Raw genomic sequence first — 21,602 nt, forward strand, 5'->3', positions numbered from 1 at the left:
AGGAAATTGCGATCCCGCAATTGTGCAGGGCAGCAGGATTGCTGAGGCGACATTGCTGCTTATCGTCAAAAATGTCCATATTTGGGGATATTCGCGCAATCGCGCTGGCCGTTTTGCGCTGATCATGATATTGATCATGAGATCAGTTGTTGGGGCGAGAGAATTTCGGGATGATGGGGGTGGTCGGCGCTACCGTGCAGGATAACGGCGGCATGATGCGGAGCATGCTTATCGCGGATTTGCTGCTGGCGGGGCGGGCCGATGGTTGACGACGCTACTCCGGAAAGTGCGTCTTCAAAGGATTCGCAATCGCCCAGAAAAAGGCAGGCGCGGCGCGACCCCGACGAGGTGAAGGCGAGAATCTTGAATTCCGCGCTGACGGCCTTTTCAAATTATGGTTTTGAGGGCGCATCGATACGGCAGATTGCCAGGGATGCGCATACATCGCTGCCGCTGCTGCTTTATCATTTCGGGTCCAAGGAAGATTTGTGGAAACGGATGATGGAGTATGTTCTCCAGGACGTTCGCCACCGCTTCATCCCGGATGAACGAGAGGATTTACCTGCGAGCGAACGGCTGCGCCGATATATCGCGGATACTGTCCGCCAATTCGCCAATACGCCTTCGCTGCATCGTCTGATGACGCTGGAGGGGCATAACATTACCGATCGGCTCCTGTGGATATTTGAGCACAACACCAAAGACAGTATGCGCTACATCACCAGGCTGATTATCGACGGTCAGAAAGAAGGGAAGGTGCGTATGGTTGACCCCGCGCGTCTGCGCTTCGCCATCAACGCCATGGCGGCGGTTCCGTTTGTCGTGTCGGCTGAATATCAATTGCTTACCAACAAAAATCCGTTCAGCACAGATGAGGTTGAGGGCACGATCGCATTGATCAATCAATTTGTCTTCGTGAGCTGATCAGGCGATCCCTCTCAACCTATGGGAATGGGTCCTGCTCATCGGGCGGCACCGGCACCTCAAACGCATTTATGGTGTGGCAGATCAGCGAATAATATCCGACGACGGCAACAATTTCTATGAGTTGTTCGGTGCCGAACAGATCCTGCGCAATACGGTAGCTGACCCCGGAGATCCGGTTGGTGCGCAGCAATTCGGAGCAGAAATCATACATCGCCCGCATTTCTGGAAGATCGTCCGGGATGGGAAGGTCATCTTTGACGGCGGCGATAATCGCGGGGTCCAGTCCCTCGGACAAGGCGATGCGTTCATGCGCCCACCATTCAAAGCCGGAGCGAAGATGTTTGCCCGTGATCAGGATCGCCAGTTCGCGCAGGTCCCCCCGCAGCTTTGTGCCGAAGCGGCAATATGCGCCGAGCTTCTGCGCATGGTCGGCCAGTGCGGGTATCCGCACCCATATGGACAGAGGCCCGGCGATCCCGCCGCGCGGACCGGACACAATATCATGATGCGCGCGCGCCTGCTCGGCGGTCATTTCTTCCGCCAGCAGGGGAGGGAGGCGGCTCATGAGGCTTTGCTGGCAGCGTTTGCAGTTGCCTTTCTACGCTTGAACGCGCGTAAATCGATGGTGCGCGGGTCTTCGCGCGGGTCATCGATATCAACGAAAATCTGACCCTTCTGAACCTTCTGCGTGCCGGTCACAGGCACCTTGTCGATAAAGGCGATCCACGCAGGCAATTTATAATAAGCCAGTTTGGCGCGCGCACGGTCCTGAATTTCCATCGCCTTATCCGCAGATGCCTGGACACCCTTGGCGAGAACGACGCACGCTATGACTTCCTCATTATGGAGTTCGTCGGGCACCGACATGACAGCGACGCTGGCGACTTCCGGGTTGTCGATCAGGGCGTCCTCTATCTCGGCAGACGCGATATTTTCCCCGCTCCGCCGAATGATATTCTTCCGTCGTTCAACGAAAAACAGCATCCCATCGTCGCGTTGGGTAACGATATCACCGGTGTGGAACCATCCATTTCTCCAGGCCTTCTCCGTTTCCTCCGGCTGTTTCAGATAGCCGGAGAAAAAGCCGTGGCGGGGATCCGGGCCTTGTGCGCGGATGAGCAGTTCGCCTGGTGTCGAGAAGGGGACGGGCTGATCGTTGTCATCAGCGATCATCACCTCAAGAGGCGCCCTGGGCCGCCCGAACGCGTGTGCGCCCGGTTCCACGGGCTCGCGGCTATTTTGTATCGCGCGAGATGTTTCCGTCATGCCCCAGGCTTCGATAAGCGGGAAGCCGAAGCGCTTCTCGAACGCCTTTTTGATCGATCCGTCTACCCCAGCGCCCTGCGCGAACTTTATCTTGTGATGCTTTTCAATCTCCGATTCCGGCGCTTTCATCAGCAATGCGGGAATGATGCCCATATAGTGGAAACAGGTCGCGCCGGTTTCGACGATATCGGACCACCAGTTCGACAGGCGGAAACGGTCCTGAATCACAAGGCAGGAATGCATCCGCACCATGGTATTGAGGGTGTAGATCGACAAGTTCATATGGAAGGAGGGCAGGGGGATATAGAGCCGCTCTTTCCCTTTTTCCCAGTCAAGCAGGCCGCCCGCCGTGGAATAATTTTCTCCCGACGCCAGGCATGAAATATTGGATATGATGCATCCCTTGGGACGCCCGGTGGTGCCGGAGGTGTAGATGATCATCGCCTCCCGTTCACCGACGGTGGGGGATGAAACGGCGGCTGCTCGCGCTGGCTTGGGTAGCGTCTCTGGCAACCGTTCCGCATCTACAAGAGGCACTGGGGGGGTCAGTGCGGCTGTGACCTGCTGCAAGTCATCAAGGCGCGGATTGGCGCCGATGACCAGCGAACATTCCGCAAACTCTATCCCGAATGCGAATTCATGGTTCAGATAGTCGGGGTTGAGCGGAACAGCCGTACAGCCAATCTTGTTCAGGGCCATCAGATGGAAGAAATGCTCCGGCCGGTTGCCGGCAACCAGCGCAACCCTGTGTCCCGGACCATAGCCCGCCGCCTCATAGCGCTGGGCAAGCGCATCGATTATGCGCAGCGCTTCGCCATAAAATATTTCTCCACCCGCAGCCATATAGCCGCGGCTGTCGGACATTGGATAACATAGGAAAGCATGATCAGGGGATTGTGTCGCGGTATCCCGAAACTGGTCGTAAACGGACGACGCCATCTGTCTCTCCATATATATTGCGCAGCATGCGGGCTGATCTGATGGATCAATAGCGCAGGGATAATTTATTGTCCATTAGATCAATAAAAATCGCTTCCGCCTGATATTTTTGTGACCCAAATCCCGGAAAATCCGGCGATATGCTGAGGCTATTCCGCATTCGCCGCGGATGCCCGCTGGTCGTTTCTCATCCATTATTGACTAATACTGATATAATGATCAAGATTGAAAATGCCCGTTTTGACGGGCTTGTACCCGCAACCCAGTGATGCGCCTTGGTGCGCAGGAATCCCGGAACTCATGTCTCAAGCCTACATCGTCGGCGCCTTCGAACATCCGACCCGGTTGGCGGTCGAGCAATCGGTCGCTCAGCTTCATGCCGAGGTCGCCATAGGAGCGCTTGAGGATGCCGGGCTTTCGCGACATGATGTCGATGGCTATTTATGCGCAGGCGATGCGCCCGGCATCGGCCCTCTCTCCATCGTCGAATATCTCGGACTGGATGTCCGCTACGCCGATTCCACCGACATCGGAGGATCTGCGCCGATTGCCCATGTTGCGCATGCTGCTCAGGCGATCGCTGCGGGTCGATGCAATGTCGCGCTGATAACCCTGGCCGGACGCCCGCGCGCTGCGATGGAGCGGGCAGGGCTGGTTACTGAATATACCGATTATCCGGAAAGCCTGTTTGAGCTGCCTTACCGGCCGATGTTGGCGGCATCTTACGCCATGTGCGCAAAACGCCACATGTATGAGTTTGGCACCACAAGCGAGCAGCTTGCGTGGGTGAAGGTGGCCGCATCCCAGCACGCGCAGCACAATCCAAACGCTTTGTTGCGCAAGGTCGTGACCGTCGATGACGTGCTTGGGTCGCCAATGATCGCCGACCCGTTGCATCGCCTGGATTGCTGCGTGACCACCGATGGCGGCGGGGCCATCATCGTTGCGCGGGAAGAAATCGCGCGCAGCCTTCGCCGTCCGTTGGTTCGTTTGCGCGGGGCGGGCGAATCCATTAAATATCAGCTTGGGCCGGGCTTTGACCTGACCACGACCGCTGGCAAGAAATCCGGCGCGCAGGCGTTTGCGCAGGCGGGCGTGTCTCCTGCCGATATCAAATATCTGTCGACCTATGACAGCTTCACCATCACCGTCCTTTTGGCGCTGGAAGATTTGGGATTCTGCGCCAAGGGTGAGGGCGGACGGTTTGTCGAGGATGGGCAATTAATCTCCGGTATCGGCCGCCTTCCGGTCAACACCGACGGTGGCGGCTTATGCAACAACCATCCCGCCCATCGCGGCGGCGTGACGAAGATTATTGAAGCTGTCCGCCAATTGCGGGGTGAAGCTCATCCCGCGGTGCAGGTGAAGAATTGCGATCTTGCCGTTGCGCATGGGACCGGCGGGATGCTGGACCGTAGGCATGGCTGCGCGACGGCCATTTTTGAAAGAGTTTGACGATGATCACCGCAGCAACCGACGCCTCGCCCGAAGCAGCCGCGTTTCAACAGGCCGCCAATGAATCGCGCCTGCTGTTTGGACATTGCTCTGCCTGCGACAAGCCTCATTATTATCCGCGCCGCATTTGCCCCTTCTGTTCTTCCGCTGAGGTTGAGTGGTTGCAGGCCGGCGGGCGCGGGCATATCTATTCATACAGCGTGGTTCGCAAGGCCACGCCGCCCTATGTCACCGCCTATATCACTCTAACGGAAGGGGTGACCATGCTGACCAATCTGCTGGCGCCGGATTTTGACCGGCTCCAGATAGGCGATGAGGTTGAGCTGCTATTTGTCAAAGGGGACGACGATCAACAATCGGCGTTCTTTCATCCGATCGCCTGACCGCCAATTGCCAGCCCGGTGCGGTGTAACTAGGATGAATCCATAATGGAGGAAACTTGAAGGCGTGAAAGTCCGTCCAGTTACGGATCGCGTGACAGGCGGATAGGCGATTTGACAATCTGACGTAGGCTTCCGGAAGCGGGCGTCGGAAGAAGGACGAGAAAACTTAATCGCCGCCCGTTATTCGTGGTGCGAGGTGGCTGTGGGTGCAATCGGTGGGTCTGCTTGGCGGGCGGGCTTCGAGATGCATCTGCGAAACTATCCCTGAGGGTTTCTGCCCTTGGAGGAATCGCGAGGGTGAGGCCTGTGGATCAACTCACACGAAGTTCGGTTTCTTTTGGGCCGTTTTGCCTGCACGGCGATGTGCGGCTGCTGGAAAGGGACGGGCAGCCAATCAATATCGGAAGCCGCGCTCTGGAATTGTTGATTGCTCTCGTCGAACGCGGTGGCGAGGTCGTTTCAAAGCGCACGCTGATGGCGCGGGTATGGGACGGGTTGACGGTCGATGAAGGCAGTCTGCGGTTCCAGATCGCCACTTTACGCAGGGCGCTGGGGGATGGCGTGGATGGCGCGCGGTATATCAGTAATGTGCCAGGGCGCGGATATTGTTTTGTTGCGCCGCTCGCCATTGACGAACCTGCGAATATTCAACCTGTAGCGCCGAGGCTGCAACGGCAGCAATTTCTGCGATCGTCCGTAAATGTGATCGGGCGCGAGGAGATTGTCGACAAGATTACCGAAAACCTGCTCGCCTACCGCTTCGTGACTATTCATGGCGCAGGCGGGATCGGCAAGACGACCGTCGCCACCAGCATCGCCAGCGCACAGGCGGAAGCTTTCGACAATAATGTCGTCTTCCTCGACCTTTCGCCGATCAAGGACCCGTCTCTGGTTGTCAGCGCGCTGGCTTCAGCGCTCGGCCTGTTGGTGGATTCGAGCGATCCGACACCAGCCGTCCTGGCCATGTTGAGGGATATGCGCGCATTGATCGTGCTCGACAGTTGCGAGCATGTGGTTGAACGGGCGGCGGCTCTTGGTGAAAGCATCTACAGGGAAGCGCCAGCGGTTGCGATTATCGCGACCAGCCGGGAACCCCTCCGCGCGATCGGTGAGCGGGTCATCCGGCTCGCGCCGCTGGACCTCCCGCCCAGGGACGAATCTGTGCCCGCGTCGGCGCTAATGCAATTTCCCGCAGCGCGGCTTTTCGTGGAGCGGGCCGCCGCCGCGGGGCTTGGCGCTGAACTGAACGACGGCGACGCCGCAGTCATCGCAGAGATGTGCCATGCTCTGGACGGCATGCCGCTGGCGATAGAGATTGCCGCCAGCCGCGCCGGCCAGCACGGCCTTGCCGAAACCGCCCAGCTTCTTGACGGACGTTTCCGGCTCCGGTGGCGTGGACGCCGGAGCGCCATGCCGCGCCATCAAACGCTGTATGAAACGCTGGACTGGAGTTTCGAGCTTCTCTCCTCATGCGAAAAAGCGGCGCTCCAGCAGCTTTCGGTATTTCCGGGCTTTTTCACCCTGGAGGCCGTTCAATCAATGATGGCGGACAGCAAGCGTGAAGCGGATGTCATCGACGAACTGCTTGAAAATATTGTCGCTAAATCAATGATCTCCGTTGATCTGGGTGACGAGACAGCGCGTTACCGGTTGCTCGACACAACGCGCGCCTATGCGCATGCGAAGTTGGCGGAAAGTGGCGGAGCGCGGGAGATTGCGCACCGCCATGCGCGATTTGTTGCGGATAAACTCGCCTCAATCGATATTGCGAGCATCGCCCTGAAAGGCGTCACGCGAGAGGCGACCGACCTGCTTGGCGATCTTCGCGTCGCGTTGCCCTGGACCTTCTCGGAACAGGGCGATCGTGCTCTGGGCCTGCGGCTTGCAGCGCAATGCGGGCCATTTCTCATTCCCTTCTCGCTTTTCGACGAGGCCGGCCGCTGGATTGAGCATGCCATGTCCATGCTTGAGGAGGCGGAGCGCGGCAGCGCGCTCGAAATGGACCTTGAGGCTGCTCACGGGGCGGTTCTCATCATGACGCAAACCAATGGCGAAAGAGCGCAAGCGGCTCTGGAGCGCGCTTTGGTTATTGCCGAGCGGCTTGGCGATTCCCGCGTCGAGTACCGGCTGATTTATTGCATGCAGTTGCTCCGGCTCAACGCCGGGGAATTCAACTATCTTCTCCCAATGGCGCGACGGCTGGAGATATTGGCCGATAAGATCGGAGAGCCGCATTGCGCGACCAGCGCATTGCAGATGGTCGCCTGTTCGCACGGCTTGATGGGCGATCAGCCGCTGGCGCAGCAGCTTTTCGAACAGGTGATCAAGGAACGCTCGGTTTCTGATCCTGTCAGCCCGGCGGATTATGCTTTCGTGGGCGATCCGTGGATCGGATTTTCGCTGACCCTGTGGATACGGGGTTATCCTGATCAGGCCGTTCGCGCCGCCAAGCTGATAAGCACGGATTCGCCGTCCGTTCTTTTCTCCTGCATGGGCCTGTCCTCCGCTGCCGTCGTATTTCGGGAGATCGGGGACAATGTCTCTGCAGATTTTCTTGGGGCGAAGCTGCGGGAAAAGGCGCGCCGTTATTCCATGGCGCCCTATCAGGCCGTTGCCATGGGATTTGCAGGTCAATCCCTTGTCGAGCAGGGCAAGTTCGCCGAGGCGATCGACCGGTTGCAGGAGGCCTTACTGCTGCTGCGCGCGCGCGAATATGGCGTTTATGGCGCTATATTCGCGCGCTCTCTTGTGAAAGCGCTTGGCGCGACCGGAAGGTCGAGTGAGGCGCGGTGCGCGGTGGATGCCCGCATAAAACAGATTAATTCAATCGGCGGCGCCTATGACCTGCCGGAATGGCTTCGCATCCGCGGCGTGCTGGAGGCGGTCTCTGGTGAAACCAGGATGGCCGAGGACAGTCTGCACGCGTCGATCGATCTTGCCAGGCGGCAGGGTGCGCTCTCCTGGGAATTGCGATCGGAGATAAGCCTCGCCCGGCTCATGCTTGATCAGGGACGGGGCGAGTCGGTAAGCGCCAGGTTGGAGGCGGTGCTGAACCGCTTCGACGAGGGCTTTGCGACTGGTGATCTGATTTCGGCCAGTAGTCTGCTTGAACAATTGGGGCACACGATCGGATAGAATCTCGCGCCGCAATATGGCGCAATGCCCGGAAAATCGCCGAAAATAGCCCCGTCGCTAATGCGATCTAACAACCTCTAACAACCTTAAACTCGCGTTTCGCGCGGGTCTGTTGGCATCTTCTCCTCGTCGCTCAGCCCCATGGCCGGAGCGGCGCAGAATGGCCGCAAAGGTCATCTACCAAGCAGGAGAGAAGATCCAGGCGATGCAAAACCTTGCGCTGATTACCGGCCTTGGACGCCCCACCACTCATTTGCACTGGCATGGCAGCGCCGAAACGGGCGGCTGCGCGCACGGGAATTTCGCTTCGGCAGCGAGCGAAGCCGTGATGCCGTCCTCGCGCCAGCCAGCAACTTCTGAACCGGAATCCACTTGCAAAAGGAACTTCATCATATGACTCGCACTTGGCTCATCACGGGCGCTGCCTCAGGACTTGGCCGGGAAATCGCGCGAGCGGCGCTTGCCGCCGGGGACAAGGCCATATTGGCTGATCGCAATCCGTCCGGAGCCGCTGAGGTCGTCGCCGCTTATCCTGATCGCGCTTCGGCGGTGCAGCTTGATGTTACCGACGCAGCCCAGATTCGTGGCGTCGTTGGCGACCTTCTCTCACAGCATGGCGCGATTGACGTGCTGGTGAATGCGGCTGGCCGCGGTCATATTGGTTCGGTCGAAGATACGCCGGAAAAAGATCTGCGCTCTCTCATGGAGCTGATTTTCTACGGCCCCGTGGCGCTGATCCAGGCTGTGCTGCCCAAAATGCGCGAGCGCGGCAGTGGCGCGATCGTCAACATCAGCAGTCAGGCTGGGCAGATGTCCGTGCCGGGCATGTCGGCCTACTCGGCTGGCAAATTCGCTTTGGAAGGGCTTTCGATTGCGCTGGCGGAGGAAGTGCGGCCGCTGGGTATCAAGGTGATGGTGCCGCAGCCTGGCGCCATGCGCACCAATTTTGCGGGGCCTGCAATCACCCAATCGCCGTTCGGTCCCGCTTACAACCCAACGGTCGGCGGGCTGATCGAGCATGTCGAGGAAGTCGCCGGGAACGAAAAGGGCGACCCGGCCAAGATAGCGCGTGCGATCGTAGCGGTGCTGGATGCGGACGATACCCCGTTCCGGTTGCCATTCACGTCGGGCGCATTCGATGCGCTCGTGGCATCGGCGGAGCAGACTTTACAAGAACGCAAGCGGTGGGAAGCCGTGAGCCGTGGGGTTGAGTTCGACACTTGAATGCAGGCGCGCACCCTGTCGGAGATGATCCGTTCGGGTGCGCGCAGAGCAGGCAATCATATAAGAAAATGAAGGGATGGAGAGATATTATGTCGGTACAGTTTTTCCGGAAATCTTTGATTTCAGCGTCCGGCGTTATGGCGCTGGCTACGGCTTTTGGCGGCGCGGCTCAGGCGCAGACTTCAGAAACGCCGGCCGCCGCGGCGGATGATGCATCTGGCGGGGGTCAGATCCAGGATATTATCGTCACTGCGGAACGGCGCGAGGCGAGCGTGCAGCGTACGCCGATCGCCATCTCCGCTGTTGGTGGCGAAGCCCTCCGCTCAAAGCAGATTGTGGACATTGAAAGCCTTTCGACCCAGGTGCCCAACGTCACCTTCGGGCGTAACAACGGCACGACCAAAGTCTTTATTCGCGGCATTGGCCTTGACGCGATTTCGCAAGGTCAGGATTCCCGCGTCGCGATCTACACTGACGGTATCATCAGCGCCCGTTCGCAGGCGGCCCTGCTGGGTTTCTATGACGTTGAACGGATCGAAGTGCTCGCGGGGCCGCAGGGCACGCTCTATGGTCGCAATGCAACGGCTGGCGCGATCAACATCATCACAACCGATCCCGGCGACCGCCTGGATGGCTATGGCACGCTTACGGTCGGCAATTATGGATTGATCAGGACGGAAGGCGCTGTCGGTGGTCCCTTGTCCGACACAGTTTCGGCCAGGCTGGCTTTCCAGACGAGCGACCGCAATGGCTATGGCGAAAATATCTCCACCGGACAGGATGTTGACGATGAGCGGACGCGCGGCGTTCGCGCCAAGGTCAAGATTGAGCCTTCGTCCTCGCTGAAGATCATCCTTGAAGCTGATTACTACAAGCTGGATGATCATAGCGGCAGCTTCCACTATCTCGCCCAGCAACCGGGTTTCACGCCTCCCAGCATCATCAGGGGCTTTGTAAAGCCCGATAATGTCCGGGATGTTGCGGGAACGGACCCGCGGCAGAAGATGGAAAGCTATGGCGGCTCGGCAACCGTCTCGCTTGATCTTGGCGGCACCCAGCTTACGTCGCTGACCGGTTATCGCCGCTTCAAGCAGTTCCTGGCGGCTCCGCTTGACGGCACCACTGGCGGTTATGTCTCGACCAACCAGAGGGAATGGGCCAAGCAGTTCACGCAGGAATTGCGTCTCGCCCGCAGCATCGGACCGGTCGATATCCTGCTCGGCGCCTATTATTTCCATGAAAAGAATTTCGGGGGCAGCGACGTACAACTGTCGCCGGCATTGTTCGGAGGGCCGGTGACCCCGATGCTCCAGGGCGCCTTGAACGCTGGCACGCAGGTAACCAATGCCTATGCGGCCTTCTCGCAGGTAACGGTGAATATCACAGACCGGCTCGGTATCGACCTCGGCCTTCGCTACAGCAAGGAGAAGCGGAGCCTGGCGGAATACTCGCAGTTTGACATCGCCAATGTCTTTAACCCGGCAATGTTGTTCATCCCGAACCCGGCCCTTGCGACCTTCCAGAGCCAGAAGGCATCGTGGAACTCCACCGATCCGAAGGCCACCATCCACTATCAGTTCGCGGATACCGTCTTTGGGTATGCGACCTACTCGCAGGGGTTCAAGAGCGGTGGTTTCAACTTCGGTTATCTGCAAACCGCATTCGCTCCCGAAAAGATCAAGGACTATGAAGTCGGTCTGAAGGCGGATCTGTTTGACCGGAAGCTGAGGGCGAATATCGCGGGCTTCTGGTATGACTACACCAATCTGCAGGTGACCGTCGTCGAAGGGATCAGGACTGTCACCCGGAATGCGGCGGGCGCCAGAATCTACGGCCTTGAGGGACAATTCACCGCACTTCCGGTCGACGACCTGCAGCTCAAGCTAAACCTTTCCTGGCTGCATTCGGAATATACCAAATATATCTCGCCAGACCCTTCGCTGCCGGGCCAGGGACCCATCACCCTGCCGGATGGCACGCAAGCATTCGACCTGCGTGGCAATCAGCTCGCTTATTCTCCCAAATATAAGATTGATGGAGAGATCGGGTATACCATTCACACTGGGGCAGGCGATTTCACTCCGCGGGCGAATGTCATCTGGGTTGACCGCATCTACTTCTCACAGTTCAACCACCCATTCGTCAGCCAGCCTTCCCGCACCGAGGTAAACCTTTTCCTCGACTATAATTCGGGCGACAGCGGCTGGTCGGGCGGTCTCTTCGTTCGCAATCTGACGAACAAGACCTATGGTGTCGCAGCCACGGCAGCGTCGGATTTCATCGGCGGTCAGGTGGTTGGACAGTTGGGCGCTCCGCGCACCTATGGCCTGTCCGTTACGAAGCGTTTTTAGGCCATCCATGATCAATACCGGATCGGGGGTGGCCCCCGATCCGGCACAGGAGCCAGGCATGGATCAACAAACTCTTTTTGATGACAGTGAAGCATGGCGGATCGAAGGAGAATGCGTGAAGCTGATTAATCGCTTTGCGCATTTTATCGATAATCGCCGCTATGATGAACTGCTGGGGTTGATGACCAGCGACTGCATTATTGAATGGCCCGGCAACAGAATGCGCGGCGTTGAATTGGTTGAAATGCTGAAAGAGTCACCCGAAGATATGGCATCGATGCATGTCATCACGGTGCCGCTTTTCGGTTCAGTCACCCGCGATGAGGCCGACTGCATATCCTATCTGACCTTTTATCAGGCGCCCATGTCGGAAGATGGCGTGGGAATTCTGGCGGGTGCGACGGTGCTGGCCGAATATCATGATAAGTTCAGGCGTTCCGAGGCCGGTTGGCGGATATCGGGGCGCGTCGTGAAGCCCAAAATGGCGCGTGCGTAGGATTTTTGAGTAAACTTTGGAGAAGTGAAAATGGCTAAATTTATGGTGCTGGCTTTCACGAACCCGATCGCGGGTAAAGAAGACGAATATAACGACTATTATGATAATGTCGCCATGCCCGTATATGAGGGCGTGCCCAACACGAAGGTATTGGGACGATACAAGGCGCTGGATATGAAATCCTATGAGTTCGCCATGGAAAACCAGTGGAAATATGTTTCCCTGTACGAGATTGAGGCGGACAATATCGACGACCATTTCAAGGAAGTCTGGGAATATATCGAGAAGGCGAAGGCCGAGGGCCGTTACCAGTTTAACGAATTCATCGACAAGTCGACGGTGTTCGAACCGGTGTTCGTGAAGATGGTTGATTAACGCTCAACCTCGGTAAATTCGTGCATGAACGGCCGGACCCCTGCTCCGGCCATTCACCCTGTCTCGCATTGGCGGGATGGATTGCTGCAGCCAGGCGGATGCGAAACAGACCCGCAGATCGAAGGAGAGATAGCATGATCAAGCTTTATGGGATGAGCAGTCCGAATGTCGTGAAGGTTATCATCATGCTTGAGGAAATCTCAGCGGATTGGTCGATGAACCGCGTCCGCCTGCTCGATGGGGAACAGTTCACCGACGAGTTTCTTGCACTCAACCTGAATTCCAAGGTTCCGGTGATTGTCGATGACGAAGTGCCGGGGGACCCTCTGGCCGTCATGGAATCCGGGGCGATTCTCATCCACCTTGCGGAAACCCGGAAGGCATTCCTGCCAACCGATCCGACCGCCCGCTCCTTGGTGATGCAGTGGCTCATGCTGCAGATGAGCACGATTGGGCCGATGTTCGGCCAATATATCCATTTCCTGCGATTTGCGCCTGCGGGAAGCGACTATGGACTGGCGCGCTACCGGGCGGAAATGCGGCGGCTGTGCAAGGTCGTGGATCAGCGGTTGAATCAGGCCGAATATCTTGGCGGCAAGGAATATTCGATTGCCGATATGGCGACTTATCCGTGGATAAAGCTGATCTACGGCGATCTTGTTGAACGGGAGATTGCGCCAGCCGTTGAGGGCTGGCTGAAGCGCATCGGTGAACGGCCCGCCGTAATGCGTGCGGAGGCGTTCAGCGCGGAAATCAAGAAGCAGGATGTCAAGGCTACAGAGGCGGCGACGCCGGCGCAGTTCGACCGGATATTCAACCGTCAAAGCGCTGCTTGACCCGCCACAGCCCTGGGGTCGCACCCTTAGGCTTGAGAAGGGGCGCTGGTTACGGCCAGCGCCCCTTTTTTTGGGTTTTTAGTCCGCTATCATGTCGCGGTTTGATACTCCGCCTTCTTGTCCCTGGAAGTCAGCGACCATAGGCCGAAAATCGCAAAGAGGGCGATCAGCGCTGGCGCGGATAAGCCAACAAATATCAGCGACACCTTCAGGTTGGATGCCAGCAAAACGCCGCCGAGAAGCGAGATGGCCATCCCTCCCAATCGACCGATGGCGGTCGCCGCGCCTATGCCGGTCGAACGGATTTCGGCCGAATAATAGCGGCCCGTTATGACGACCAAGCTGAATTGCCCGCCGAATATTCCCCAACCGACGAAGAACATGGCGATCAGCAGGAGCGGCCCATCCTTAAGGGCGATCTGGCCGAGAAAGAGCAGCCCCATCGCCGCAATGACATAGCATGAACTTAATGCCGCCGCCGGGCTGAACCGGGTTTGGGCTTTGGAGGTTATCAGGCTGCCGGCCAAACCTCCGATCGTGAAAACCGAAAGCGCGCGCGTGGCGGCCGAAATATCCATTCCTTCCTTGGACAATGCGGTCGGAAGCCAGCCGGAGAAGAAATAGTTCATGCACATCGTCAGGAAGGTGATCACCCAGATCAGGAGCGTCGTTGTGCGATGTTTCTCGGACACCAGGCTCGTGAATTTCTCGATGATGCCCTCTTTCCTGATATCCGCGGCTGGTTGCGTTGACGCAGCGTCCAAAAGTTGCTGATCGGCGTCTGGAAACGCTTTCCCCATAATCTCATGGGCCTTGGCTCTGTGCCGTTCAAAGCGGATCAGATATTGCGGAGATTCAGGAAGCAACGCCAAGCAGCCAATCGCGACGATGGCGCTGATGAATGCGCTAAAATAGAATATGCTCGGCCAGCCATAGGTGGCCCCAAGAGAGCCAGAAATGAATCCGCTTATGCTTAGTCCCACGGGCATGGAGCATGCGATTATGACCGCGCCCAACGCCTTGTGCCGTGTCGGCAGATATTCCAGCCCCAAGGCGATCAGATTGGGATAGAGGCCGCCCACGCCGATGCCGCAGACAAGGCGGGTAAGCGCCAGCATCTCGATACTGGTTGCAAGGCCGCCGGCACAGGTGGCCAATGCGGTGAGCAGGAGATTGAAGATTATCGCAGGCCGGCGTCCCCATCGATCGCCAAGAGGAGCGAGGAAAATATTGCCCAATATGGCGCCCAGACCGGCCGCCGTGAAAATTATCCCGATAAGGGCATTTGATACATCCCACGCGCGGCCTATGAATGGAGCGGCGAAAGCCGCTGCAGCGTAATCAAAGCCCTCGACAATCCCGGCCAGGCAGCAAATCGCAACAACCATAAGGGAATAGCGGCTAAGTTGGCCGCCGGTTTGCGAAGTCGGATTCATTATTCTCTCCCCGGATTATTTTTAATGAAACCGCCGCCCGAACCTATGCCGGCCAGATAGCTCCATGGCGTCCTGCAACATTATCAAGGAAAAACGGCGGCTATTCCCTCACGCTTTGTCTTATCCCCGCCGAACTCAGCGTAGCGCAATTGTTCACTAGATCAATATCAATCAGCGGTGTGAAGCAGGGGTCGCTCAATCATTCACGACCGAATTAGTTAGAGGGGTGTCGCGAAAAGGAGCAAGTTGCCAGAAACCGGTTCAGTTGACTGACTGATCCATAAATCCTATCGGATTTGCTTCTGGTTCGTTTGAAATTAGGCGCGCCGTCCCGATTACACCGCTTCAATGATAAGCAGATTGCATGACATATTAATGGTTCCAGCCAAAATAAATGGCTAATGCGGATATTGAGCGACTGACACGCGGAAGACAAATGAACGGCGAAACTTCATCTAAACCGGCAAAAAAGCCCCGGAGCCCCAAAAAAACCGACACATCATCGGGGCAGCGGACGAAGCGCAGGCGGCGGCCGGAAGAAGTCAAGGAGCGTATATTAAGCGCTGCCCTTACGGCATTCGCCACCTATGGCTTCGAGGGCGCGTCTGTCAGGAGCATAGCCAAGGACGCCCACGCATCGCTCCCGCTGGTGCTCTATCATTTCCGCTCGAAGGAAGATTTGTGGCGGACGGTAATGGAGGGCGTGTACGAAGAAATCGATACAGGGCAAAAGCGCCATCCCAATTATGACAGCTTGTCCGCCAGCGAACGGCTCCGTTTGCTGATCGAGGATATTGTCCGTTTCTTTGCGAATTCACCGTCGTTGCACCGCCTGATGACTCTGGAAGGTCATCAGATCACTGACCGGCTGCTATGGATGTGTGAGCGCCATACGCGGAAAAGCTTCCGCGATATGACGACGTTGATTGTCGAAGCGCAGAGGGAGGGTAAGGTCCGTATGGTTGACCCGGCCCGTTTGCGGTTCGCAATCAACGCGATGTCCGCGGTGCCGTTTGCCGTTTCGGCGGAATATCAAATCCTCACCAATAAAAGCCCGTTTAGCGCCGAGGAAATTGAGGGCACAATTTCCCTGATAAATCAGTTCGTATTTCTCGACGATTGAAGCTGGCCGTTGTCCCTATGACATGATCGCGCTGCGGCGCAGCTGCGGGAGAGAGGGGGGAGCTTTCGCTTTTCTTTACGGTAATTCGAGCGGTGAGCGTGGAGTTGCCGTCCCACAGTGGTCGATAGCGCCAATCGCTTTATCAAATGATCAGAATTTTTGCATTGTCGCCTGAATATCATGACAATTTTGGCTTGCTACGGGAAGTTGATTCCGTATATGCAATGAATTGCTGATCAGATGATCAGTTTTCTGACCGTCGAAATAGGCGGCAGTCGAAAGAGGAGATGATCTGAAAAAGGCCCGGGCACGCCGTCCGGTTCATGGCTGAATCTCGCCATTTTTATCCTTACAGCCGAACATGCTCCAGCCAATCGCGCTGTAGCCCTATTTTGTCACGGCAAGAGGCGCCATGCAGCTTCATTCGGTGCGTGTTTGAGTGATGAGATCGATCCTCGAAAATAATAATTCACTGAAACAATTGGTGAGGGAGGGGTGAAATGAAAAATCTCGGTAAAGTTCGCATCTCGATGTTCGCGATGGCCGTTGCAACTGCTCCGATGATGGTCGCGCCGAGTGCAGTAATAGCGCAAACGGCTGAATCTGCGTCCGAATCTCCGCCGGCCGACGATGCGGGCATGATTGTTGTCACGGCGCGCCGCCGCAATGAAAATATTCAGGATGTTCCGGTCGCCGTCACGGCCGTTGCAGGCGAGGCGCTTGAACAAAGGGCGATTACGAACCCGTCAGACCTCATGCGCGCCGCGCCGGGTCTGGTCGCTGGTCCTTCCAGTGTTCGCGGCTACAACCAGTTGATTTTCGCCATTCGCGGGCAGCGCAACGGCGACGGCACGTCGGGCGCGGATCCCTCCGTGGGTGTCTATTTTGCTGAAGCGCCGCAAAATTCGCCGCAAGGGTTAAACAGCGCCTTTATCGATCTTGAATCCGTTGCGGTGTTGAGAGGCCCGCAAGGGACATTGTTCGGGCGCAATGCCACAGCCGGCGCGGTGCTTATCACGCCCAAAGGTCCGGGCCGCGATTTTGGCGGCTATATACGGGCTTCGGCGGGTAATTATGGCTTCCGCGATATTGAGGGCGTCGCCAATATACCGCTGAGCGATACGTTGGCGGTCCGCGCGGTTGGCAAATCGACCTCGCGTAATGGCTATATGCGTCAGGTCATCTCCAACATCGACTATGACAGCATCGATGCGCAATCGGCGCGTCTGTCGATCAAGTGGACGCCCAGCGAGGGCATCGAGTCCACGACTATCGGGACCTACAGCCGCGCACGCTCGACCGGCAATTCGGCCAAGCTGATTGCGGTTACTGGCGCGCCCGTGACCAATCCGACGCTCATTGGGTCTTTCCTGGCCTATCAGAACCTTGGAAAATATGAGTTCGTGGACAGCTACGAGCCTGGCGCGCCCTTCTCCGATCCCAGCAATGAAAATCGGACTTATAGCGTTCAAAACACCACCTCGTTCGATCTTGGCGGGCCGGTGCTCAAGAACATCATCAGCTACCGGAATATTTATGACCAGGCCGCGCCGGATGGTGACGGCACCCGCGCGCAATTCATCCAGACACCCTTGGTCGACCGGATCAAGGAATATAGCGAAGAATTGCAACTGTCCGGGACAGCGGGGATCGTCACCTATGTCGGGGGGCTTTTCCTGTTCCGCGCGAATGGTTCGGAAGTCACCGATTTCGCCAGCCTGATCACATCGCCGTCGCCGATCGGAACGCCGACACCGGCATCGACATTGTCGCCAATGACCATATTGAGTTCGCAGACCCGCAATACGAGCTATTCGGCCTATGCGGACGCGACGGTCGACCTTTCGGGCGTTGTGTCCGGGCTGGGCATTTCCGGGGGTCTGCGGATCAGCCGCGATGAGCGGGAATTTCGCGCCCATCACATCAGGCAGCTCGCGACGGGTTCCACAGATTACCGGTGCCTCCTCACTGGCCAGATCGTCAGCGGAACCAGTCAGTGCAATTCGACATATAAGACGGATTTTACCCGGCTGACGGGCGAGTTCACCGTGAATTATCAAGCTTCACCGGATAATTTGCTCTATGCTTCCTATCGCCGGGGATACCGCACTGGCGGATATTCGATTACCGCCACAAACCCGGCAATCGCAGGCTTGCCCTATCAGCCGGAAACGGTCGACGCCTTTGAAATGGGGTCGAAAAACCAATTCGATATCGGCGGACGTCCCGCCACGCTGAACCTCGCCGGATATTATAGCGAATATAACGACATCCAGCGGCAAACGACGATCTTCACTCCGGGCGTGCCGCTGTTCAACAGAGTGGTCAATGCCGCGAAGGCCCATATCTATGGCGGAGAGGTCGAGCTGGACATAAGGCCGTTTGACGCGCTGCAATTGCTGGCGGGATATGCCTATACGAAGCCGGTATATGACAGCTTCAGCGACACGCTCGTCGTCAGTGGAACGCCCTATATTATCGATCAGAGGGGCAGCCACTTCGTCAATATTTCCAAGCATCAGCTCAACCTGGCGGGCACTTTGACGCTGCCGGTGCCGGAAGATATTGGCGAAATATCGGCGTCGTTGAACTACAGCTATCGTTCAAAAGCATGGCAATTCAATGAGCTGAATTCTCCGAACTGCACAGGCAACGGCACATTGCCGGCGGGCGTGGTGTATGTCCCATGCTACAACCACAATGGCATTTTGCCCGGCTATGGCATTGCGAATTTCCGCCTGGACTGGAAGAATATCTATAATAAGGGGATCGATATCGGTCTGTTCGTGAATAACATCACGAACAACTATTATTATTCCTACGGCGTAAACACGTTGGGCGGCAACGGCCAGGGAACCTATTATGTCGGCGTCGGCGCACCGCGGATGTTCGGCATAGAAATCCGGGCGTCGTTCGGAAGCGAGCGTGATTAAACTGCGCCTGTTTGACGAATTTGGCCCGTTTTCCTTTGAGAGCGGGCCAAATCGTTGGCCAGCACGGCGGCCGCCCGTGCGGTTATCCTATGACGAAGCTACCACCCATTTGACGGCTCGTTGCGAAGGTCCGTCACATATCGTCGGTGCGGGCGTCATATATGCTGCGGGCCGCATCGACAGTGGTGCGGTTCGCGATCGCCCAGTCGCCCAACGCCTTTACCGGTTCAAGCAGGGATTTTCCCACGTCGGTCAATGCATAATCGACGCGGGGAGGGATGCTTGGCGTTACCTTGCGGGTGATAAGCCCATCGCGTTCCAGCCCGCGCAGCGTAAGGGTCAACATGCGTTGGGAAACACCGTCTATGCCGCGTTTCAGTTCGCTGAAACGCCGTGGGCCTTCTCCCAGCGTGGCGATGACCTGGATGCTCCATTTATCACCGACACGGGCGAGCACTTCACTCACGCGCACACATTCTGAAGTGTGGTGAACGGTCGAGGAATTAGTCACTTTTATGTGCCTTTGTTACCAAAATGTGCCGTCTTGTCCGTGCGACCTGTCTAGACCATTTCTGCGCCGGTCACAAAATGAAAGTGAGTAACAAAATGAAACTTCTTCATATCGATAGCGCCATTACAGGAGACGGTTCGGTCAGCCGCCAGGTCACTGCGGACATTGTAAAGCGTCTTGTCGAATCCAATGGTTCCATTGAAGTGACCCATCGCGATCTTGCTGCCGACCCGCTTGGTCATTTCACGCTCGCCGATCTTCCGGGTCCATCAGGCACGACGCCCGTTCTGGATGAGTTTCTCGCCTCCGATGTGATCGTTATCGGCGCACCGATGTATAATTTCACCGTTCCAAGCCAGCTCAAATCGTGGATCGATCGCATTCTCGTCGCTGGCAAGACGTTCAGCTATAGCGAAACCGGTCCCGTCGGCCTTGTGGGCGACAAGCGGGTGATCATCGCGATTGCACGGGGCGGTTTCTACGGCGCGGATACGCCGTCCGCGGCAAACGAGCATCTCCAGACCTACCTCACCGGCGTTTTCGGCTTCATCGGCATCAAGCCCGAATTCATTGTCGCAGAGGGTGTCATGGTCGGGCCGGAGCATCGCGAAGCTGCCTTGGCTGGCGCGGGCCAGACGATCCTCGCACTCGCTGCATAACCCATTTGGGGGCGGAATGGCGCGGCACATGTTGCCGCGCCATTTTGCATGGGCATTCCAGCAATAATGCCGGATTATGCCGTTACTAGACAGCCGGATCAGGGGACCAACATCCTCATTTCCTGACACCGGAGTTCAGAAAGCCAATTGGTCTGTAGGGATTAGTGGTCGGGGAGAGAGGATTCGAACCTCCGGCCCTCTGCTCCCAAAGCAGATGCGCTACCAGGCTGCGCTACTCCCCGACGCATGCGCATTAGGAGCGAAAGAGACTCAAGGCAAGGCACCTTTATTCGACAAACTGCCGCCTTTTTTCAGCGGAATATCAGCCAGCCGATCAGGATCAGCGGAATTGGCACGCCCAGCAGCCATAACAAAATTCCCTTGCCCATGACGGCATCCTTCCATTTTCTCGTGATACGGAAATAACGAGTAAGGATGCCGGACGTTCCCGGGCGTGAGCTGTAGCTCTGGCGGCTAAGAGCGCTGGACGATCTTCAGAACCTTGTTTCCAACGTCACGCCCATAATGCGAGGTTCGCCATAGAGCGCCTGGTCGCGCACGCCTGAGGCCGGATAAGCGCATGGCTTCCCGAAAAGTCAGGCGTCCTCGGCAAGTTCCACATGGGCAGGGGGATGGAGCCTCAGCCGGGACACACGGCGGCTGTCGCTGTCGAGTATCTCCAGCTTCCACCCACTTTCGTCATGCAGCAGGATTTCACCGATTTCGGGAACGCGCCCCGCGATGACGAACGCAAGGCCGCCGAGCGTATCGACATCCTCCTCGACTTCCGACAATTTGGGATCGACTTCCTCCGCCACATCATCCAGCTCGGCCCTGGCATCGGCATCCCACATGCCGCCGTCCAGGGGGACCAGCATCGCCTGCGGGGCGTCGTCATGTTCGTCCTCGACCTCGCCGACGATTTCCTCGACCAGATCCTCAAAGGTCAAAAGCCCTTCGGTCCCGGAATATTCGTCCAGCACGATGGCGAGATGCGTCCGCTTCGCCCGCATTTCGGCCAGCAGATCCAGCACGCCCATACTTTCGGGCACATAGAGAGGCTGACGGATCAGCGGTTCCAATGTGTCCGGGGGCGGCATTGCCCCCGCCAATATGGCGAAGGCGTCGCGGATGTGGATCATGCCGATGATCGTGTCGAGCGTACCGCGATACACGGGGATGCGGCTGTGACCGGCCTCCGCAAACAGGGCAGCAAGTTCGGCGAAGCTGGCCTTTTCCTCGATCGCTATAATGTCCGCGCGGGGAACGGCGACATCGTCCACCGTGTGCTCGCTGAAATGCAGAAGGTTGCGAAGCATCTGCCGCTCGATCGCGGACAGGTCGCCCTTTTTCGCTGTGGAGGAAGCGCTGCCGCTCTCCTGTTCCTCGCCATCATATTCGTCGATGGCTTCTTCAATCTCCTTGCGGAGGCTCTGTTCGCTCTCGTCGCCGAAGATCAGGGACTTCAGTCCCTGCCATATACTGCCGCCTTCACTGCTGTTGGCGCTGCTACTGTCCGCCTCTTTCGGGGTGGATGGGCTGTCGTCAGCCAT

General features: G+C 57.3%; 18 protein-coding genes and 1 tRNA gene. 13 read left to right on the forward strand and 6 right to left on the reverse strand.

What is annotated here, in order from left to right; all coding sequences use genetic code 11:
• Window positions 1-261: 261 nt before the first annotated feature.
• Window positions 262-924, forward strand: coding sequence for a TetR/AcrR family transcriptional regulator (locus tag KFK14_RS10985; protein WP_212610814.1), 663 nt, complete (start codon window positions 262-264; stop codon window positions 922-924).
• Between the two features lie 19 nt (window positions 925-943).
• Here the strand turns inward: KFK14_RS10985 and KFK14_RS10990 are convergent, their stop codons facing one another.
• Both KFK14_RS10990 and KFK14_RS10995 read right to left on the reverse strand, forming a co-directional pair.
• A complete protein-coding gene (locus tag KFK14_RS10990) occupies window positions 944-1,492 on the reverse strand; it encodes a carboxymuconolactone decarboxylase family protein (protein WP_212610815.1) in 549 nt (182 codons plus the stop codon).
• Window positions 1,489-3,144: an AMP-binding protein gene (locus tag KFK14_RS10995; protein ID WP_343227807.1), complete on the reverse strand. Its 1,656-nt coding sequence runs from the start codon at window positions 3,142-3,144 to the stop codon at window positions 1,489-1,491. Before KFK14_RS10995 ends, KFK14_RS10990 begins: the two co-directional genes overlap by 4 nt.
• A 288-nt stretch (window positions 3,145-3,432) precedes the next feature.
• Between KFK14_RS10995 and KFK14_RS11000 the strand changes: the two genes are divergently transcribed.
• The 9 genes from KFK14_RS11000 (at window position 3,433) to KFK14_RS11040 (ending at window position 13,387) form a co-directional block, all read left to right on the forward strand.
• The gene (locus tag KFK14_RS11000) at window positions 3,433-4,587 is read left to right on the forward strand and encodes a thiolase domain-containing protein (protein ID WP_212610817.1); all 1,155 of its coding nucleotides are present in this window, start codon (window positions 3,433-3,435) and stop codon (window positions 4,585-4,587) included.
• A 2-nt stretch (window positions 4,588-4,589) separates the two neighbouring features.
• Entirely contained in the window at window positions 4,590-4,970 is a 381-nt protein-coding gene (locus KFK14_RS11005; RefSeq protein ID WP_212610818.1) for a Zn-ribbon domain-containing OB-fold protein, read from the forward strand.
• Window positions 4,971-5,333: 363 nt separating this feature from the next.
• Complete coding sequence (locus tag KFK14_RS11010; RefSeq protein WP_212610819.1) at window positions 5,334-8,105, forward strand: ATP-binding protein; 2,772 nt, start codon at window positions 5,334-5,336, stop codon at window positions 8,103-8,105.
• Window positions 8,106-8,265: 160 nt separating this feature from the next.
• Window positions 8,266-8,502, forward strand: a complete 237-nt coding sequence (locus KFK14_RS11015) for a hypothetical protein (RefSeq protein ID WP_212610820.1) — start codon at window positions 8,266-8,268, stop codon at window positions 8,500-8,502.
• Window positions 8,499-9,329, forward strand: coding sequence for an SDR family NAD(P)-dependent oxidoreductase (locus KFK14_RS11020; RefSeq protein ID WP_070154552.1), 831 nt, complete (start codon window positions 8,499-8,501; stop codon window positions 9,327-9,329). Before KFK14_RS11015 ends, KFK14_RS11020 begins: the two co-directional genes overlap by 4 nt.
• A gap of 137 nt (window positions 9,330-9,466) precedes the next feature.
• Window positions 9,467-11,680, forward strand: coding sequence for a TonB-dependent receptor (locus KFK14_RS11025; protein WP_212610821.1), 2,214 nt, complete (start codon window positions 9,467-9,469; stop codon window positions 11,678-11,680).
• Window positions 11,681-11,687: 7 nt separating this feature from the next.
• Window positions 11,688-12,176, forward strand: a complete 489-nt coding sequence (locus tag KFK14_RS11030; RefSeq protein WP_212610822.1) for a nuclear transport factor 2 family protein — start codon at window positions 11,688-11,690, stop codon at window positions 12,174-12,176.
• Window positions 12,177-12,206: 30 nt separating this feature from the next.
• Entirely contained in the window at window positions 12,207-12,551 is a 345-nt protein-coding gene (locus tag KFK14_RS11035; protein ID WP_212610823.1) for a hypothetical protein, read from the forward strand.
• 134 nt (window positions 12,552-12,685) lie between these two features.
• Complete coding sequence (locus KFK14_RS11040; protein WP_212610824.1) at window positions 12,686-13,387, forward strand: glutathione binding-like protein; 702 nt, start codon at window positions 12,686-12,688, stop codon at window positions 13,385-13,387.
• Window positions 13,388-13,476: 89 nt separating this feature from the next.
• Here the strand turns inward: KFK14_RS11040 and KFK14_RS11045 are convergent, their stop codons facing one another.
• Entirely contained in the window at window positions 13,477-14,823 is a 1,347-nt protein-coding gene (locus KFK14_RS11045) for an MFS transporter (RefSeq protein ID WP_212610825.1), read from the reverse strand.
• A gap of 436 nt (window positions 14,824-15,259) precedes the next feature.
• On the opposite strand from KFK14_RS11045, the gene KFK14_RS11050 reads away from it, so the two are divergent.
• Window positions 15,260-15,946, forward strand: a complete 687-nt coding sequence (locus KFK14_RS11050) for a TetR/AcrR family transcriptional regulator (RefSeq protein ID WP_212610826.1) — start codon at window positions 15,260-15,262, stop codon at window positions 15,944-15,946.
• Window positions 15,947-16,446: 500 nt separating this feature from the next.
• Complete coding sequence (locus KFK14_RS11055; RefSeq protein ID WP_212610827.1) at window positions 16,447-18,879, forward strand: TonB-dependent receptor; 2,433 nt, start codon at window positions 16,447-16,449, stop codon at window positions 18,877-18,879.
• A gap of 133 nt (window positions 18,880-19,012) precedes the next feature.
• Here the strand turns inward: KFK14_RS11055 and KFK14_RS11060 are convergent, their stop codons facing one another.
• The gene (locus KFK14_RS11060) at window positions 19,013-19,345 is read right to left on the reverse strand and encodes a winged helix-turn-helix transcriptional regulator (protein WP_246524994.1); all 333 of its coding nucleotides are present in this window, start codon (window positions 19,343-19,345) and stop codon (window positions 19,013-19,015) included.
• Between the two features lie 140 nt (window positions 19,346-19,485).
• On the opposite strand from KFK14_RS11060, the gene KFK14_RS11065 reads away from it, so the two are divergent.
• Complete coding sequence (locus tag KFK14_RS11065) at window positions 19,486-20,049, forward strand: FMN-dependent NADH-azoreductase (protein ID WP_212610829.1); 564 nt, start codon at window positions 19,486-19,488, stop codon at window positions 20,047-20,049.
• A gap of 165 nt (window positions 20,050-20,214) precedes the next feature.
• Here KFK14_RS11065 and KFK14_RS11070 read toward each other — a convergent pair.
• Window positions 20,215-20,291, reverse strand: a tRNA-Pro gene (locus tag KFK14_RS11070).
• Window positions 20,292-20,645: 354 nt separating this feature from the next.
• Complete coding sequence (locus tag KFK14_RS11075) at window positions 20,646-21,602, reverse strand: hemolysin family protein (RefSeq protein ID WP_212610830.1); 957 nt, start codon at window positions 21,600-21,602, stop codon at window positions 20,646-20,648.

This window comes from Sphingobium phenoxybenzoativorans (assembly GCF_018286635.1).
Classification (GTDB): domain Bacteria; phylum Pseudomonadota; class Alphaproteobacteria; order Sphingomonadales; family Sphingomonadaceae; genus Sphingobium; species Sphingobium phenoxybenzoativorans.

Coding starts and splice junctions, on each gene's coding strand:
- KFK14_RS11020 (WP_070154552.1), top strand. CDS start 8,499: ATGACTCGCACTTGGCTCATCACGGGCGCTGCCTCAGGACTTGGCCGG.
- KFK14_RS11025 (WP_212610821.1), top strand. CDS start 9,467: ATGGCGCTGGCTACGGCTTTTGGCGGCGCGGCTCAGGCGCAGACTTCA.
- KFK14_RS11065 (WP_212610829.1), top strand. CDS start 19,486: ATGAAACTTCTTCATATCGATAGCGCCATTACAGGAGACGGTTCGGTC.
- KFK14_RS10985 (WP_212610814.1), top strand. CDS start 262: ATGGTTGACGACGCTACTCCGGAAAGTGCGTCTTCAAAGGATTCGCAA.
- KFK14_RS11075 (WP_212610830.1), bottom strand. CDS start 21,602: ATGGCTGACGACAGCCCATCCACCCCGAAAGAGGCGGACAGTAGCAGC.
- KFK14_RS11045 (WP_212610825.1), bottom strand. CDS start 14,823: ATGAATCCGACTTCGCAAACCGGCGGCCAACTTAGCCGCTATTCCCTT.
- KFK14_RS11015 (WP_212610820.1), top strand. CDS start 8,266: ATGGCCGCAAAGGTCATCTACCAAGCAGGAGAGAAGATCCAGGCGATG.
- KFK14_RS11035 (WP_212610823.1), top strand. CDS start 12,207: ATGGCTAAATTTATGGTGCTGGCTTTCACGAACCCGATCGCGGGTAAA.
- KFK14_RS11030 (WP_212610822.1), top strand. CDS start 11,688: ATGATCAATACCGGATCGGGGGTGGCCCCCGATCCGGCACAGGAGCCA.
- KFK14_RS10990 (WP_212610815.1), bottom strand. CDS start 1,492: ATGAGCCGCCTCCCTCCCCTGCTGGCGGAAGAAATGACCGCCGAGCAG.
- KFK14_RS11055 (WP_212610827.1), top strand. CDS start 16,447: ATGAAAAATCTCGGTAAAGTTCGCATCTCGATGTTCGCGATGGCCGTT.
- KFK14_RS11040 (WP_212610824.1), top strand. CDS start 12,686: ATGATCAAGCTTTATGGGATGAGCAGTCCGAATGTCGTGAAGGTTATC.
- KFK14_RS11005 (WP_212610818.1), top strand. CDS start 4,590: ATGATCACCGCAGCAACCGACGCCTCGCCCGAAGCAGCCGCGTTTCAA.
- KFK14_RS11050 (WP_212610826.1), top strand. CDS start 15,260: ATGAACGGCGAAACTTCATCTAAACCGGCAAAAAAGCCCCGGAGCCCC.
- KFK14_RS10995 (WP_343227807.1), bottom strand. CDS start 3,144: ATGGAGAGACAGATGGCGTCGTCCGTTTACGACCAGTTTCGGGATACC.
- KFK14_RS11000 (WP_212610817.1), top strand. CDS start 3,433: ATGTCTCAAGCCTACATCGTCGGCGCCTTCGAACATCCGACCCGGTTG.